Here is a 17,503-nt window from a genome sequence, read left to right on the forward strand (position 1 = left end):
TTAAATTCTATGTATCTATATGTTCTTATTTTTGATAGAAAAATAAGAAAAGAAGTAAAAATAGGTTTTTAGGTATTACACACAAAGATCATATCAAGTATTATATGAAAGTATTGTTTTTATAAAAAATATATTGAAAAATACTTACTGTGATAAATTAAGTGTATAGCGAATGTATATTTTAAATTAATATGGGAATAAATTTATTTTTAGGGTTAATACTACATTTTACTTTAAGAATTTTTAATGTATAATATACTTTTAAGAAGAAGTAATATAACGCATAATAAAAAACTATTTTATATAATTAGTTACGTAAATATTATTCAGAAATAACGTATGAGGTGAGGAAGTGGCATTAAAAGTATTTGAGGCATTTGCTGGCATAGGAGCACCACGAAAAGCATTACTTAATTTAGGTATTGAGTTTGAAGTGGTATATACATCAGAAATAAATAAAGATGCTATTGAAGCCTATAAAAAATTATATGGTGAAAATAATAATTTAGGAGATATAGCTAAAATTGAAATAGATAAACTCGAAGACTTTGATTTATTTGTTGCTGGCTTTCCGTGTCAAGATATAAGTCATAATGGGAAACAAGAAGGAATGAAAGAAGGTACTAGGAGTGGTCTTATATGGAATGCTATGGAAATAATTTCATGTAAAAAGCCTAGATATGTTGTATTTGAGAATGTGAAAAATTTACTAAATGAAAGATTTAGAAATGATTTTAATAGAATAATTACAACTTTAGAAGGATTGGGATATACTGTAAGATATCAATTGCTAAATGCTAAAAATTTTGGTGTGTGCCAAAATAGAGAACGAGTATTTATTATTGGAAGTTTAGATGGAGATTTTAATATTCCTAGTAAATCAAGTCGACATTTGACGACTTTGCATGAATTATTGGTAGATGATGAGTGTGATAACATAAAAGATGAAATAAAGCAACGAATAATGAATGAAGGTAAAACGAATATTATAAGAAAAGCTATTCCTGAAAAAAAGGAAAATATTAAAAATAAGGTTATATGTTTAAATTCAAAAAATATATATAATAAACAACCTAGTCAACAATATAGAGTATATTCTAAAAATGGGATAATGACAACCTTATCAGCACAATTAAATGGCAGGTATAATATTATCTCTAGTAAGGGGTTCATTAGAAAAATAACACCAAAAGAATCTTTGTTATTACAATGTTTTGAGTTAGATGATTATGAAAGAATTAAAGATATGGGTAACAAAATTTATAAATTAAGTGGTAATAGTATACCAGTCTATATGTTAGAAGAAATATTTAACTATTTATTAATAACTAGGTCTAAATTTAATTAAAATTAAAGGAGAAACAAAACGATATGATAAATGTAGTAAGTATTTTCTCAGGAGGAGGAGGTATTGATTTAGGGTTTGAAAAAGCGGGGTATGATATAATTTTTGCTACAGATTTTTGGGAACCTGCTTGCAAAACTTTGGAGTTAAATACCAATAATAGAGCGAAATGCTACAATAAGATTATTGAGTGTAATGATATTAGAAATGTTGATTTTAAATCTATTTTAGAGAGAACTGGTATAAAGGAAATAGATTGTTTAGTAGGGGGTCCACCTTGCCCTGCATATTCAAAATCAAGATTTTATTTGACAGATAAGAAAAGAGCACTTGAAGATGAGAATTCATTTACATTATATAATTATTTCAGAGCATTAGAAGAACTAAATCCTAAGGTATTCTTTTTTGAAAATGTACACGGCTTTGTATTTAAGCCTCATCAGGCAGCTTTTGATTTGCTTAAAGAGAAAGCAGAAAATTTAGGATACCATATATCATATAAAGTTATTAATTCAGCAGATTATGGAGTCCCTCAAACACGAGAGAGATTTATTTGTGTAGGAGTTAAGAAGGAATTTGGAGATGCATTTGTTTTTCCGGAATCTACACATTATAATCCAGAAAAATATAGTGAGTTATTACATAATGAAATGAAGCCTTGGGTAACGTGTGGGCAAGCAATTGGTGATATAGATTATGATCTACCAGAAGATGCCAAAATGCAAGCTGGGTCTAAACATAAAGATTTATTAAAGTTAGTTCCGCCTGGGGAGAACTATTTATATTTTACTAAAGAAAGAGGTTATCCAGATCCTATCTTTAAATGGAGGTCAAGATATTGGTCATTTTTATTAAAACTTTCTCCAGAGCGACCTTCTTGGACTATACAAGCTAGCTTTTCTAATAATATGGGTCCTTTCCATTGGAAAAATAGGTTTCTAAGAATATCAGAAATAAAGCGTATACAGACATTTGATGATGACTATTTGTTTTATGGTGACTTTAAGGACCAATGGAGACAAATTGGGAATGCAGTGCCACCATTATTGGTACAAAAAATAGCAGAGGAAATAAAAAAACAATATTTCTATAGGTAATTAGGGGGAAAAAAGAATTATGAGAACAAAATTAGAAAGTATTTTTAATTTATATGGACAAACTTCAACTGTAGAGGAAATAGATAATAATCCTGAACTTTACTTGATCAATAGTAGTGCTTTTAATAATCCTATAATAATATGTGTTAAAGGATTAACATTTGGTGGAAGAGAAAATTTATCTTATGAACAACGCGTTCAGATTAAAGGGGTATCTAATAATTATGCATATAATAAGTTGATTGAGGGTGAAAAAGCAATATTATTAGGATTAATATTTGATAGTAATATAAATGATTTTATTATTTGCGCATGGAAATTAAAGTATTCTACAGCTAGCAATACTTTATCAAAACAAATTAAAAATGAAACAATTAGGAAAGCAACAATTGAAGGATTTGCGCAGCAAAGAAAAGGAAATAATGAATTAGCATGTGCATTTAGAAAGGAATTTTTACATTTTTATATTCAAAATTCTGAATGGATTCATGATGGGAATATAAACGAACTCAATGAACATATATCACAGTATAATTTAGGTGAATATACATCTTATAACAATGGAATTAATGAGAAAAACCGAATAAAAGGTGGAGAGAATATTTTGCTTTATGGAGTTCCAGGAAGTGGGAAAAGTCATACAATTAAAAATAATTATTGTAATGAACGTGATAAAATAGAACGTATTGTATTTCATCCTGATTATACATATTCTGATTTTGTTGGTCAAATACTGCCATGTTTAAATGAAGATGGTATGATCAAGTATAATTTTAATCCAGGACCATTCACGAGATTGCTTGAAAAAGCAGAAAATAATGGATCAAATGAATACTATTTAATTATTGAAGAAATTAATAGAGGAAATGCTCCAGCTATTTTTGGGGAAGTATTTCAATTACTTGATAGAGATGAAGATGGAAAAAGTGTTTATGGAATTTCAAATGCTGATATTGCTAAGGTTGTGTATAATGATGAAAATCATTTAGTAGAACTGCCATCTAATATGAATATTCTTGCTACCATGAATACATCAGATCAAAATGTATTTACGCTTGATACAGCATTTCAACGTAGATGGAGCATGAGGATAATAGAAAATAATGTTAAATTAGTTAAATATGCGAATAAAAAAATACTTGATACTAATGTGTCATGGTTACAATTTAATGAGATAATAAATTCATTAATATTAGAAACAAATTATAGAATGTCATCTGCAGAAGATAAACGCCTTGGTGCATATTTTGTTAGAGAAAATGATTTAACTTATGATTCAAAAGAAATTGATGAAAATGCAACTGATAATGAAAGAATAGTTGCAATACGACAAAATTCAAAATTCCCAGAAAAAATACTTAAATATTTATGGGATGATGCATTTAGATTTTCACGCGAAATAATTTTTAATATTGAAGAATATCATAGCTTAGAAGATGTGATAAAGCAATTTAAAAAAGAAAGAGGAAACAGAAGATTTAAGGTATTTAAAACAGATTTATTTAATCTAGGTATAAATGAAGAATAGGAAGTTAGTAGAGATGGATAAATTGGATTTGTTTAAAAGGTGTCATGTTAATACAAATGATGATGGAGACAGGTTTGTTGGAGTTAAGGTAGATGAAAATAATGCGGCAGTATACTTTCCAATTGGATATGAGTTGCCAAACACAGATCAAGAACTTAGACGTGATATTATTAATTTAATTTCTATATTAGCTGAGTTTACAAAACAAAAAGACAAGTTAATATCTATAAGAAAATTTATTGAGGCTCAGACAGTTAATTTTCCTATTAATGCATATATGACTATTATTGATTATTTTATGCAAAGAAAGAACTACTATACAGAGACTGAACAACAGTTTAAGGTTGGAGATCGTGGTAAAACTGATTGGGGGAGAACAATAAAATATCAAAGGCCAATTATGCAAGCTAATGGATCACCTGTATATTTACAACGACAAATAAGAGATTCAGCACAAAAGGATAGAAATCTAATAACACAAATACATGAGTATTGTGTTTATGAGAGTTTTACAAAGTTAGGATGGCTTTTTACTACAAGTATGCCTAAAAAGCCAACATTACCATTTCAAAAAAATATGTTCCTTTCAATTGTTAATGACAAATTGAGACATACATTTAATGATAAGGATAAGAGGCTTTTTCAGAGTATGATTGATATGATAAATTATATTGATGAACATTCTTCTCAAAAAAATTTTTATTTTGGGACAGATTATTTTGAATATGTATGGGAAAAACTTATAGATAAGGCATTTGGGGTAAAAAATAAAGAATGGTACTTCCCTAGAACTACGTGGACATTAAGTAGTGGAAAAATACGAAATAATAATGCATTAGAACCAGATACTATTATGGTTAAAGAAAATAAAATATATATTCTGGATGCAAAATATTATCGTTATGGTATTACAGGAGAACTAAAACATTTACCAGAGTCTACATCAATAAATAAGCAAATTACGTATGGGGAGTATGTTCATACAGAAAACAAATTTAAACAAAAGTTCGGTGAAAATATAGTTGTATATAATGCCTTTCTTATACCTTATAATAAAAATGAAAATTATTTTAATTTATCTAGCAATTATGCGTTCATAGGAGAAGCTACAGGAGATTGGAAATCAAATGGACATACATTTGAAAAGGTACAAGGTATTGTAGTAGATACTAGATATTTAATGTATCATTATATTGGAAATAAGCAAAAGCAAATACAACAAATGGTTGAAACAATAGAATCAGCTTTTATTAACTTTAATATATATTTAGAGAGACCAAATGATTCTATATGCGAAAAAACAATTCAAATTACACAAGTAGTATAGAAGTATCCGCTATCATAAATATGATTAGCGGGTACTTTTGTTTAGAAAACCCTGCGTTAGACGTGGGGTTCAAAAGCGTTTATAGTTATGTGCGTAACAAAAACTTCTTCTATATAATAAAAATGTGATATTTGTAATGAAGTATCGAAGAAAAGTATTTTATTAAGAAAAAATATTATAGATAGGAGTAATATTAAGAAAATTATGTATATGAAAAGGTGTAAATATAATAGAAGTCGAGGCTTTTGTTTGATAATACAAATTCCGACAAGGATGAATGTGTAAAGTTTTATGGGAGTTCTAAAGGGTGAGGGGATATGAGAAATATGAAATATAAATATATAGAGTTTGGATGTAGGGGGGGATTATGTTGATACTGTTTGGAAAAATATGAAGAAAATAAAAGAATGTATTGTACATAAATTGGAAAAAGATAGACTTTTAGAGTATCTTACAATAGATAATATAGACTCTTTCAAGAGTAGCAGATAAAAAGTCGTATGTTCAAGGCCTAATATACGACTTTAGGCGTAGTTAGTGGAAAGGGCTGTGACTGAAAGTGAAGGAGGATAATTATTTTGAATTAAAGTAATATAAATATAAGAGTCGAGCAAGTTCTTTGTTTAGTTATTTTTTATGTAAAAATGAAGAATAGGGAAGTACTTTATACAGAGTAGAAATAGTGAGTTTTATATTTTGTGGTAAATACTATGCAACATAGATTAATTATTAATATAGAAAAAGTTGTTAAATAATAGTATTCTTATATTAAGATAAAGTGAGAGGAAAGAGAGAAATGAGAATTGAAAATTGCAAGAAAATTTATGAGAACTTTGATAAATTTATAAATGAATTTATTATAAAGAAAAATAGCATATTAACAAGTCATAAAGATATTTTATCTGAAGAAAATATTAATGAATGCATTAGATTATTTATCGATAATTCTATGTTGGATAAAAGAAATTTTGATGAAAAAATTAAAGAACAGTTTGAAAATGCTAATGATAGTGAAAAGTTAGTGCTTTCACATGCTATCTGGCTATGGGCAATGGCTGTTAGTGATATAAGTAAATATGGTAAGGAAAAGGCAACAAAAATATGTTTAAATGAGGCGACTATATTAAATCAGGAATATTTTGATAATGGATTTGGATCTGGGGGAACATATCATAAACAAAATAAATATAACGAGATAGTTTTCAATATAAAATTATTTCAGTTTCTTGAAAAATATAAACCTAAAGATATAGAAGAATGTAAGTTAATAATAGAGCGTACTTGTATTTATAAACAATATACAGATATGTATTGTGATGATGTTGAATATGAAGAAATTAGAAAGTTTTGGAATGATGATACTGAAAAATCATGTGCTATGTATAATATTCTGCTTCATCTTTGTAATTCTGATAAATATGAACCAATAATAGCTCAAAATCATAAGGCACAATTGATTTCAACTTTTGAATCATTATTAGATGAGAATGATTTAGAAGAAAATATAGATGAAAAGATTACTGTTATTAGGTCAGCAATAGAAAATAATAATAAGGGTGAAAAGAACTTTAATTTTTATGATCCTAAAATATTAGAACTATGGAATCCAGTTATGAGTGATAAAACTTACTCAGAGTATCAAGCTTTAAAATACAAAAAATCTATTATATTATATGGACCTCCAGGAACAAGTAAAACATATTCAGCTAAAAAAATAGCTAAGTCATTTATACTACAACAATATATTTTGCAAGATAAAGATAATATAAAAAAGTATATTGAGGAAGATATAAAAGTTGAAAATTATGTACATCATTTACAGTTACATAATAATTATTCTTATGAAGACTTTATTGCAGGAATGCAATTAAAAAATGGGCAGACAGAGTCTGTTAAGGGATATTTTCTTAATTTGTGTGAATCTATAAAAGATGACACAATACCTCATATTCTTATATTAGATGAAATTAATCGTGTTGACGTTGCTAGATTATTTGGGGAATTATTTTCAGGAATTGAGAATAGAGAGCAAGTAATAGATTTGGCAATAGGTGGATTTAATATTAAAGTTCCAAAAAATTTATATATTATTGGGACAATGAATGAAATAGATTTTTCATTAGAACAAATAGATTTTGCATTACGTAGACGTTTTATTTGGTTCTTCTATGGTTTCAATGAGGATGTTTTGAATAATATCATAAAAAGCAAAAGAGAAAAAATAGACAGATTAAAGATAGTAGAATTAGATTTAGAAAGATTTAAAGAAAATGCAAAGTTGATTAATGAGCAAATAAGAAAAATGGACGAGCTAGGTAAGGAGTACGAAATAGGTCATGCTTTCTTTGGTGAAATAATTGATATAGCTAATGGATTTAATGGAAAGACGGGGTATAGTAGGAATATCCCTTTATTTAAGAAGAATGGACCTGCAGAAGTATTATGGAATATATCTATTAGACCTATAATTGAAGCTTTTTTAGGAAGTTTAGAAAAAGATACCTTAGAGAACGTATTAGTCTCATTTAAGGAGATATTTCTAAATGGAGGAAAATAGAATATTATCAGCAAAGGATTGCTTAGAATTTAATTTAAATAATGAAGAGGAGGAAGCATTAAAATACTTCATAAAAAATAATAATTTTGATAACAATATATTTAATTTTGATAAACGAAAAGAAAAAAACGAAGATATTATTTTAGCTGAGTACGATTATAGACAGGGAAAGTGGAGAGCGGGGAGGTTTATTGGTAGGAGTAAATTCGTTTACAATGATAAAGAATATGAATTGGTTATTGAACCTAGATTTGGGAACTTAATTCTTTTTAAGATGGTAGAAGAAATTTTTAACATTAAAATAGTAAACAATCAGATTGGTATACGTAAAAATAATAATTCAGAGATTTTAATAAAGAAGCTAATTGCAATAATATGGTTAAAAAAATTAAGCTCTGTAAATAAACATGGATTACCTAAAAAAACTGTAAAGAAGCAACATAAAGGATATAGAGCAAGAGGTAGAATTTTGATGCCGAAAACAGTAATACCATATTATACAGAAGGAAAAGTAATATCTCAGAGCCATGAAAAAGAAGTTGATTATGTAATTGCTAGAATTATCATGGAAGCATATTATAAATTAAATAAGTACTACTCAATTTCAATATTGAATCTTCCTAAAAATATTAAAGATATTATTCATGAGATTCAGAGCATGAATTTGAGTAAAAAGAAAGTAACGCAACAAGAGTATAACAGTATTAAGTATAAAAAAATTTATCTACCATATAAAGATATAATAGACTTTTCTTGGCTAATTATAAAAAGTAAAGATATACTATATAATAATCAGCAAGTTAAAAATGGAATTGGATTTTTTCTTGATATGGCTGAAATATGGGAAATTTATATAAAGACTATTTTGAAAAAAAGATTTAAAAATGAAGGGTGGAAAATATCATCTGATGAAATAGAGGTTTATAAGGATACATTCTTTAAAAGAAAAATGATACCAGATATAATCATGAAAAAAGAAGAAAGAGTAATAGTACTTGATGCGAAATATAAAAGCATGAAGTTTATGAAAGATGATGTAGATCGGAGTGATTTTTTTCAAATTCATACTTATATGAGTTATTATTTAAGGCAAAATAATTTATTATGTGGTGGATTGATATATCCATTTATAGGTGAAATTAAAAATAATTTAAGTACATCATTATTTGAATTATCAGGAAATGAAACAGCTTTCTTTATAGATGGAATAAATATTGAAGATCATAATAAATTTGAACAAGCAAAAAGTGAATTTATTAAACGTATATCTATGCAAATGAAGGAATAGATAAAATAATTAATACCTAAAAATTATACAATGAATATATTTTAAAATTATCATCTTGTAATAGTAATTGATAGATAGTATTGTAAAGGCAATTAATGAATATTATTTATTAAGAGAGGGTGTATAAGTTACGAATGAACAAAAACAAATAATAAGATTATCAATGTATTAATTATTTGATTACAAGAATTTATAGGGGTTAGGAGCTAAAAACATAAGTAAAGAAATTGAAAATTATATTGAAGTTTCCGTAATTATTAATGTGGAGTATAGAAATATAATAAAATAGATCTGATTAAAAGAGATACATAATTAAATAAGTATCTCTTTTTTATTTTAAATCACATTATTTTTTTATACCTGTAGTTATAATGATGACAAATGCTAAAAAGCAGTGAAATATAATTGGAGGTATACTTAAAATGGAAAGCTTAAAATGGAAGGGATTCAAAGAAGTTAAAGTAGTTAAGAAAATAGAAGAAAGCATTGGAATATACTCATTTTACATAAAAGATTTAGACAGCAAAGAACTACCTAAATTCTTAGCAGGTCAGTTCATAGCAATAAGAGTTAAAAATAAAGACAATACATATACAAAGCCAAGACAATATACTTTATCTATGAATCACAAAGATGATTTTTATAGAATTAGTGTAAAAAGAGAAGAAAATGGATATGTAAGCAAAGTATTAGTTGATGAAGTAAATGAAGGAGATACTATTGAGATAACTATGCCACTTGGAAACTTCTTTTTAAAAGATAACGATAGAAATGTTGTTTTAATTGGGGGAGGAATAGGTGTGACGCCAATGCTGACTATGGCATATGAAGCAGCTAATACTTCTAAGAATGTTAAGTTTATATATAGCACACAAAACTTAGAAAATCATAGTTTTAAAGATGAGATAGAAAAATTATGTGAGGAAAATACTAATATAACAAGTACTATATTCTATACAAGAGCTGCTGAAGAGGAATCAAATAATTCTGAGTGCATATCTGGAAGAATAAGTAGAGAGTGGATGGAAGAGAATTTAGATAAAGATAGTGAATTTTATTTCTGTGGACCAACAGAATTTATGAGATGTGTGTATAGGAATTTAGTATCTATGGGAATAAATAAAGAAGATATAAACTTTGAAATGTTTGATAAGGGTGATGATATAACAAAATAATACTGTAATATATGTTACGTAATTAAAACTAAATAAAGTATATAATTAAAATATATGATTATGGATAAAGAGTAATTAGGAATTAAATCTGATTACTCTTTATGTGATTTAAAAAATAATTTATGAAAAGGTGGTTAATATGAATAGTAATTGTATGAATTGTTGTAATGAATGTAGAGGAAAGTACTGCGCAAGCAAAGTTCCTATATTTGAAAATTTAGATTGTGATGAACTTTCTGAAATAGTAAAGAGTATTAATCATAAGGAGTATTCAAAGGGTGAAATATTGTTTGATGAGGGAAGTATAGCAAATAATATGTTTTTTGTTAATGAAGGAAAAGTTAAATTATATAAATATACAAGAGACGGTAAAGAGCAAATATTGCACATATTATCTGAAGGTGAATTCTTTGGAGAGCTTAACTTAGTAAATAGCTCTATCCATAACTTTAGTGCTAAAGCAATAAAAGTTACTAAGATATGTATTCTTAGTAACGAAGAAATGAAAAAGATAATAATTAAGAATACTCAAATAGGTATAAAGTTATTACAAAGCGTAGGAGAAAGGTTATCTAATATGGAAAATTTAGCACAAAACTTAGCTACAAATGATGCAGATTCAAGGGTTGCATATTTACTAATAGATTTATTAGAAAAGAGCGATAAAGTTAATGGAGATAAAAATGAAATTAAGATCCAAATGTCAAGAGAAGATATGGCAAACTGCGTTGGTGTAACTAGAGAAACGTTAAGTAGAAAGCTTAGAAGTTTTGAAGAAGAAGGTTTAATAAAAATAGTAAAAATAAAACAAATACGTATATTAGATGAAGATGGATTAAGAAATTATATATAAACTTTCAGTTTTTATTTTGAATCATATTTTTAAGAAAGATTAGCATTTATAATTAGCTCATAAATTAAGTTTTGGAAAAAAACATGTAAGTACAACTTAAGAAGAAAATTATAAATGGAGTGATAAATATGATAAACACGATAAAAGAAAATGGGGATACATTTAAGAATCTATTAAATGGAGAATGGATTCCAAGTGAAGGTAACCTAATTGAAATAAAGTCACCTTTAAGCAATGAGGTGATAGGAAAAGTTAAAGCCATGTCAAAGGAAGATGTTGATGAAGCTATAAAAGGTGCTAAGAATGCACAAAAAGCATGGAGTGATATGCCATTAAATGAAAGATGTGAAATTCTATATAAGACAGCAGATATATTACTTAAAAATCAAGAACCATTAATTGATCTTATGATAATGGAAATTGGTAAAGATAGAAAGAGTGCAAAATCAGAGATCGTTAGAACAGCAGATTTTATAAGATTTACAGTAGATTCAGCTAAAAATATTGAAGGAGAAAGTATTCTAGGAGATAGTTTTCCAGGAGGTAGAAATAATAAGATCTTAATTGTAAATAGAGATCCAGTTGGTGTAGTACTTGCAATATCACCATTTAATTATCCAGTAAATTTAGCAGCCTCTAAAATAGCACCAGCTATAGTTTCAGGAAATACTGTAGTGTTTAAGCCAGCAACTCAAGGAGCTTTAAGTGGATTATACTTAGCAAAGGTATTTGATATGGCAGGAGTACCGGCAGGCGTTATAAATACAATTACAGGAAAGGGAAGCGAAATCGGAGATTATACTGTATCTCATAAGGATATAAATTTTGTAAACTTTACAGGTAGTACAGAAGTTGGACAAAGGATTTCAAAAATAACAACTATGAAACCACTTCTTATGGAACTTGGTGGAAAAGATGCAGCAATAGTTTTAGAAGATGCTGATTTAGATTTAGCAGCTAAAAATATAGTATCTGGAGCATTCTCATATTCAGGACAAAGATGTACAGCTGTTAAGAGAGTTTTAGTCTTAAATAAGGTAGCAGATAAGTTAGTAGATAAAGTATCTAAAGAGATAGAGAAATTAACAGTAGGAAATCCAATTGAGGATAGTGGGAATTTAGATGTAGTACCATTAATAGATTCAAAATCAGCAGATTTTGTTATGGGACTAATTGGAGAAGCAAAAGAAAAAAGCGCAACGTTATTAAAAGGTGGAGAAAGAGAAGGAAACTTAATTATACCTACTTTATTAGATAAAGTGACATTAGATATGAGAGTTGCTTGGGAAGAGCCATTTGGACCAGTATTACCAATAATAAGAGTAAAAGATGTTGAAGAAGCTATAAAAATAGCTAATGAATCAGAGTAGGGATTACAAAGTTCAGTATTTACAGAAAATATGAATTATGCATTCTATGTGGCTAATAAATTAGAAGTTGGAACTGTACAAGTTAATAATAAAACTGAAAGAGGACCAGATCATTTTCCCTTCTTAGGAGTAAAGAATTCTGGTATGGGAACACAAGGTATAAGATACTCAATTAAATCAATGACGAGACCAAAAGCAGTTGTTATAAATTTAAAGTAGGAATCAAGAAAGAGGTAAGAAATATGAAAGTAATTTATTGGAGTCAAACAGGAAACACAAAAAGAATGGCAGAGTTAATAGCAAAAGGTATTGAAGAGCAAGGAAAGAGTGCAGAATTAGTTGAACTATCAGAAATATCAGTTGATGATTTAAGGAGTGAAGAAGTTATTATATTTGGTAGTCCAGCATATGGAGCAGAAGAACTAGAAGATACAAAAGTTGAACCTTTTGTTGAAGCACTAGAAGGTAATATATCAGGAAAAAAAGTTGCACTATTTGGTTCATGGGGATGGGGTGATGGCGCATGGATGAAAGATTTAGAAGAAAGGATTGAATCTTATGGTGCAAAACTTATAGCAGAAGGTTTAATAGTTAAAGAATTACCAGAAGGTGAAGATGAAGTTAGATGTATTAAGTTTGGAAAATTAATAGCAAAATAAATTAAATACATATTATAAAAGGCAGGTCTACAGTTAATGCAGATCTGCCTTTTATTTAAACAAATATTAAATTCTAATTTTTTTATCATAATATTAGCTTTTAATAGCTTTATTTTCTTTTAAAATTATTTGATATCAATTTATATAAATTAATTGATATTAGATATCAGTTATTTTATATATTTTATTTTGAATCACATAAAGCCTAAATAGGATTAACTATAATAAGGTCATAAGATTGATTCAGGAGCAAATGAATTTGTTCAGTTTAGGAGGAATAGTAATGAAAAGACAAGTTGAATTAAAGAATAATATTTATTCAGTAGGAGTTATAGATGATAGAAAGGTACCATTTCATAGATTAATATTAGAAGATGGAACTACATATAATAGCTACTTATTAAAGACAGAGAAACCAACAGTAATAGATACAGTGGATTTAATATACACAAAAGAATATATAGAAAATTTAAAATCATTTATTGATTTAAAAGATATACAATATATAGTAATAAATCATACAGAGCCAGATCACTCAGGTGCTTTAGGAGGACTTGCGAGACAAGCTACTAATGCAACTATAGTTTGCAGTGAAGAAGCTGTTTACCACTTAAAAGAATTATATAAATTACATGATAGAAACTTTTTAGTCGTAGGGGATGGAGAAACTCTTGATATTGGAGGAAAAACATTACTATTTAGAATGACTCCATATCTTCATACAGAAGAGACAATGATTACGTATTGCATTGACGATAAAATATTATTTCCTTGTGATATATTTAGTACACATTTAATAGCTAAAGAGTATTTACTAAGCAAAACAGATTTAGACATAACAGAAGCTTTTACTGTATACTATGATCTTATAATGTCACCACATAAGAAATATGTAAGACCAATGATAGCTATAGTAAAGAATTTAGATATTGATATGATAGCACCATCTCATGGATATATAATAGACGAAAATGTTGAAAAGTATATTTCAATATATGATGAAAGAAGTAGGGCGACTAAAAAAGGTAAGAAGACTACAATAGTTTATACAACAATGAGAAATTCTACAAAAGTAATTGCAGAAAAATTCAAAGAAGAATTTAAAACAGAAGATATTGAAGTAGCTATATTTAATGCTGACAAGAGTAATGAAGAAGAAATATTAGAATCTATTAAAGAGTCAGATGCAATATTATTTGGTACATCAACAAGATATGGTGATTTAATAGGTTCAATTGAAAATATATTAAAGAAACTACCTGAAATGGACTTAGAAGGTAAGGCAGCTTGTGCATTTGGATCATTTGGATGGAGTGGAGAGCCTATTGAAATCATTCAAGACTATTTAAACAATACTAATGCCAATGTTTTAAGTACATCTTCAATAATAAAATCAACAGGTATGATTGATGTTAATTTCCCAATAAGAATTAGATTTTCACTTAATGAAGAATCAAAGAAAGATGTAATAAAAGCAGCAGATTATATAAGCTCAATATTATAAAATTTTAAGGGACTGTCTTAAAACAGTCCCTTTGTGATATTTAAGTTATAAAATTCTATCTAAAAGAAGCTTGAAATCAAATCCTTATTAATAAAAACAGTTATATTATTTTTAAGCTTTAATGCAATTACAGAGTCCAAATTTAATACAATATTTCCTGTAATTACGCCTAAATCACGAACTATAATAGAGACAGTTGAACCTCTATAGTATTCGTTTAATATAGATGCGATTTCATTAGACTTAATTTTATCACTCTCAATATAGTTGTTTTTAATATAATTATGTTTAGAGTTTGATTTAGTTGTGGAATTAGAATTTAATGTAGTTTTATCAGAAGTATTTTTAAAGTTGTTAGTTGTAGGATTCTCATGAGTTTTTTTAAAGCTATCAATTATAGGATTATTAGAAACTTCTTTAGAGTGTTTATCTAATGTAGGTACAAATTTATTAGAATTAATTTTATCATATTTATTTTTACTATAGTTATTTTGAATTTTATTATTTACAGAGTTTGACTTAATTACAGAGTCAGAGTTTAATATAGATTTTTTATAAGTATTTTTAAAGTTATTAATTTTAGGTTTAATAGAAGGTTTTTCAGTATGTTCATCTAATATAGACATATATTTATCAGTATTAAATTTATAATTTTTATTATAATAATTTTTAGGTTTATTATTCATAGGATTTGATCTAATTATAGAATTATAATTAGATACAACCGGTTTAGAAATATTTTTTGAATTATTAGTTTTAGTATGGATATCATTATTTTTATTAATTGATCTTATGCTTTTACTTGGGGTTTGGTTAATAAATATTTTTTTATTTTGTTTAGGGGTTCTTTTTTTATTTTGGTCATTAGCATTAACTTTATTAGAATTGCAGTAGGTTGTATTAAAGTTATTCTTTTTCTTTAGGGATGAAGAAGAAATATTTCTGTTTCTAGTATTTAAAAGTAATATAATTAATAAAAAGAAAGAAGTATTAGTTCTATTAAAGAAGTTATAGCTTAATTTATTATTTAATATTAATAGTAACAATACTATAATATCCATATTTTCACCTTATTTCATTTAAATTTATTATAATTTTTTATGAAGTTAGGAAATATTTAATTATAGGAAGAATTTGAAAATAACTTTTAATTACATTCTTTAGATCAATATATTCTTTAATATTTAAAATATCAAAATTTAAGTCAGCTTATTTACAAATCTTCCTTATCATAAAACATTTTTAGTAAATATTAATTAGTAAGTTGATAAATGAAAATTTTACAAATATTAACAATTACTAAGGATTTATATAATAATATATATAACTTATCAAAGGTTTGTTACTTTTTGAATAGACTTTATATAGATATATATATTACTAAATATAGTGCACTGCATATTAACATAAGTAGTGCAAAAGGTATTGAGAATGATATATAATTTTTTAGATTATAAACTTCTTTTATTTTAACTTCTTCTTCATTGGATATATTATAATGATGCAAATATCTATCTACTTCACTTAGCATTATCGGGCCACCTGTGGCAGACCAAGGTAACATACTGCTTCCTGCTAATATACCTAAAGCTAATGCTGCAAATATAAAATTGCTACCTACTACAGGAAGTAGTTGCACGCATATAGGCAGAATAGTTGCAGTAGCAGGACCAGCAGAAAGGAATGTAGATATAATAAATGCAGAGAATAAAATACATAAAAGAATTAAAATTTTGCTATCACCTGTAAAAGACAGAATATAGGTTACTACAATCTTTAGTATACCAAAGTGCTCTAGAATACCTGATATCATAAATAGTGAAGAAATAAATATAATAGAGTCATTAACAGAAAGTGAATTTAATATTTCTTCAGGATTTGTTGCTACAAAAATTATAGTAAGTCCCATGAAAAATATACAAATATAAGAAATTGAGATATTGAAAAAAGGTGCAATACAAATACCAGTAATAAGTCCAGCAAATAATATTAAAGGTAGATAAACATTCTTAAATCGAGAGTCTTTCATCTGAATCTTTATATGAGGTGCTGGCTCATAAGGTGGGGGTGGAGGTGGAATAGCAATTCCAATTTTAGCATGAGGAGGTCTAGGAAATTGCTTTGGTTTATGGTAATGCAAAAAGCCTCTTGAATTAGAATCACAGCAAACTTCTGAATTTTTATTAGAAAATTTAGTCCATATAATGGTATATATTATAAGGAGCACAACATAAATAGCACAAGGCACAAATACTTTAGTTAAAAAGTCAATAATAGTAAAGTCTGTATATAGTGTAATAATTACTGCTGGAGTATCAGCCCAAGGAAGAGGACATCCTCCAATATTAGAAGCAATAAGCCCTGATACTAAAACAGGTATGACTGGGAGGTCGAGTTTTCGTATAAGGGTTAAAGAAATAAAAGTAAATAAAAGTACTACACTTAAATTATTCATAAATAGCGATGTTGCATACATAACCAAAGGTAGAACAATCATAATAAATAATTTTTTACCTTTTGATAATTCACTGAGTTTATCTCCTATAAATTTTAGGAATCCATTATTTTCAAATATTTTAGAAAATAATGCAAGAGTAAGGATTAATACTACTATCTCAAATGGAAATGATTTAAAAGCATCTGCAAAAGAATATCCCTCAAATATAGTTGTATATAAAAGTAAAGCTCCTATACCTAAGGTAGCTATCGCAGTACGATATTTAACTGAGAATATCATAGCTATATATATAGCTATAACTATTATTAATATAACAGCCATAAAGTGACTACCTCCAATCTT

At 27.0% G+C, this 17,503-nt stretch carries 12 protein-coding genes and 1 pseudogene; 11 read left to right on the forward strand and 2 right to left on the reverse strand.

Annotated elements, in window-relative coordinates:
* Nucleotides 1-352: 352 nt before the first annotated feature.
* The 11 genes and pseudogenes from K5V21_RS10370 to K5V21_RS10425 all read left to right on the forward strand — a co-directional run bounded on the left by K5V21_RS10370 (nucleotide 353) and on the right by K5V21_RS10425 (nucleotide 14,703).
* Nucleotides 353-1,348, forward strand: a complete 996-nt coding sequence (locus K5V21_RS10370; protein WP_221861188.1) for a DNA cytosine methyltransferase — start codon at nucleotides 353-355, stop codon at nucleotides 1,346-1,348.
* 23 nt (nucleotides 1,349-1,371) lie between these two features.
* Nucleotides 1,372-2,442, forward strand: coding sequence for a DNA cytosine methyltransferase (locus tag K5V21_RS10375; RefSeq protein ID WP_221861189.1), 1,071 nt, complete (start codon nucleotides 1,372-1,374; stop codon nucleotides 2,440-2,442).
* A 19-nt stretch (nucleotides 2,443-2,461) separates the two neighbouring features.
* The gene (locus K5V21_RS10380; RefSeq protein WP_221861190.1) at nucleotides 2,462-3,970 is read left to right on the forward strand and encodes an AAA family ATPase; all 1,509 of its coding nucleotides are present in this window, start codon (nucleotides 2,462-2,464) and stop codon (nucleotides 3,968-3,970) included.
* Nucleotides 3,971-3,983: 13 nt separating this feature from the next.
* Nucleotides 3,984-5,297 carry an LlaJI family restriction endonuclease gene (locus tag K5V21_RS10385; protein ID WP_221861191.1) on the forward strand — a complete coding sequence of 438 codons (1,314 nt, stop codon included), beginning with the start codon at nucleotides 3,984-3,986 and terminating at the stop codon, nucleotides 5,295-5,297.
* A 796-nt stretch (nucleotides 5,298-6,093) separates the two neighbouring features.
* Nucleotides 6,094-7,854, forward strand: a complete 1,761-nt coding sequence (locus K5V21_RS10395) for an McrB family protein (protein WP_221861192.1) — start codon at nucleotides 6,094-6,096, stop codon at nucleotides 7,852-7,854.
* Nucleotides 7,841-9,142 carry an McrC family protein gene (locus K5V21_RS10400; protein WP_221861193.1) on the forward strand — a complete coding sequence of 434 codons (1,302 nt, stop codon included), beginning with the start codon at nucleotides 7,841-7,843 and terminating at the stop codon, nucleotides 9,140-9,142. Before K5V21_RS10395 ends, K5V21_RS10400 begins: the two co-directional genes overlap by 14 nt.
* Before the next feature lie 422 nt (nucleotides 9,143-9,564).
* The gene (locus tag K5V21_RS10405) at nucleotides 9,565-10,317 is read left to right on the forward strand and encodes an FAD-binding oxidoreductase (RefSeq protein WP_221861194.1); all 753 of its coding nucleotides are present in this window, start codon (nucleotides 9,565-9,567) and stop codon (nucleotides 10,315-10,317) included.
* 139 nt (nucleotides 10,318-10,456) lie between these two features.
* Entirely contained in the window at nucleotides 10,457-11,170 is a 714-nt protein-coding gene (locus K5V21_RS10410) for a Crp/Fnr family transcriptional regulator (RefSeq protein ID WP_221861195.1), read from the forward strand.
* 128 nt (nucleotides 11,171-11,298) lie between these two features.
* A pseudogene (locus tag K5V21_RS10415) lies at nucleotides 11,299-12,759 on the forward strand (NADP-dependent glyceraldehyde-3-phosphate dehydrogenase).
* 23 nt (nucleotides 12,760-12,782) lie between these two features.
* Nucleotides 12,783-13,199, forward strand: coding sequence for a flavodoxin (locus tag K5V21_RS10420; RefSeq protein ID WP_221861196.1), 417 nt, complete (start codon nucleotides 12,783-12,785; stop codon nucleotides 13,197-13,199).
* Nucleotides 13,200-13,482: 283 nt separating this feature from the next.
* Nucleotides 13,483-14,703: an FprA family A-type flavoprotein gene (locus K5V21_RS10425; RefSeq protein ID WP_221861197.1), complete on the forward strand. Its 1,221-nt coding sequence runs from the start codon at nucleotides 13,483-13,485 to the stop codon at nucleotides 14,701-14,703.
* A gap of 59 nt (nucleotides 14,704-14,762) precedes the next feature.
* Here the strand turns inward: K5V21_RS10425 and K5V21_RS10430 are convergent, their stop codons facing one another.
* On the reverse strand, nucleotides 14,763-15,764 hold the full coding sequence (locus K5V21_RS10430; RefSeq protein WP_221861198.1) for a hypothetical protein: 1,002 nt from the start codon (nucleotides 15,762-15,764) through the stop codon (nucleotides 14,763-14,765).
* Between the two features lie 299 nt (nucleotides 15,765-16,063).
* Nucleotides 16,064-17,482, reverse strand: a complete 1,419-nt coding sequence (locus K5V21_RS10435; RefSeq protein WP_221861199.1) for an ArsB/NhaD family transporter — start codon at nucleotides 17,480-17,482, stop codon at nucleotides 16,064-16,066.
* Nucleotides 17,483-17,503: the final 21 nt, after the last annotated feature.

Source organism: Clostridium sardiniense (assembly GCF_019753795.1).
GTDB classification, from domain to species: domain Bacteria; phylum Bacillota; class Clostridia; order Clostridiales; family Clostridiaceae; genus Clostridium; species Clostridium sardiniense.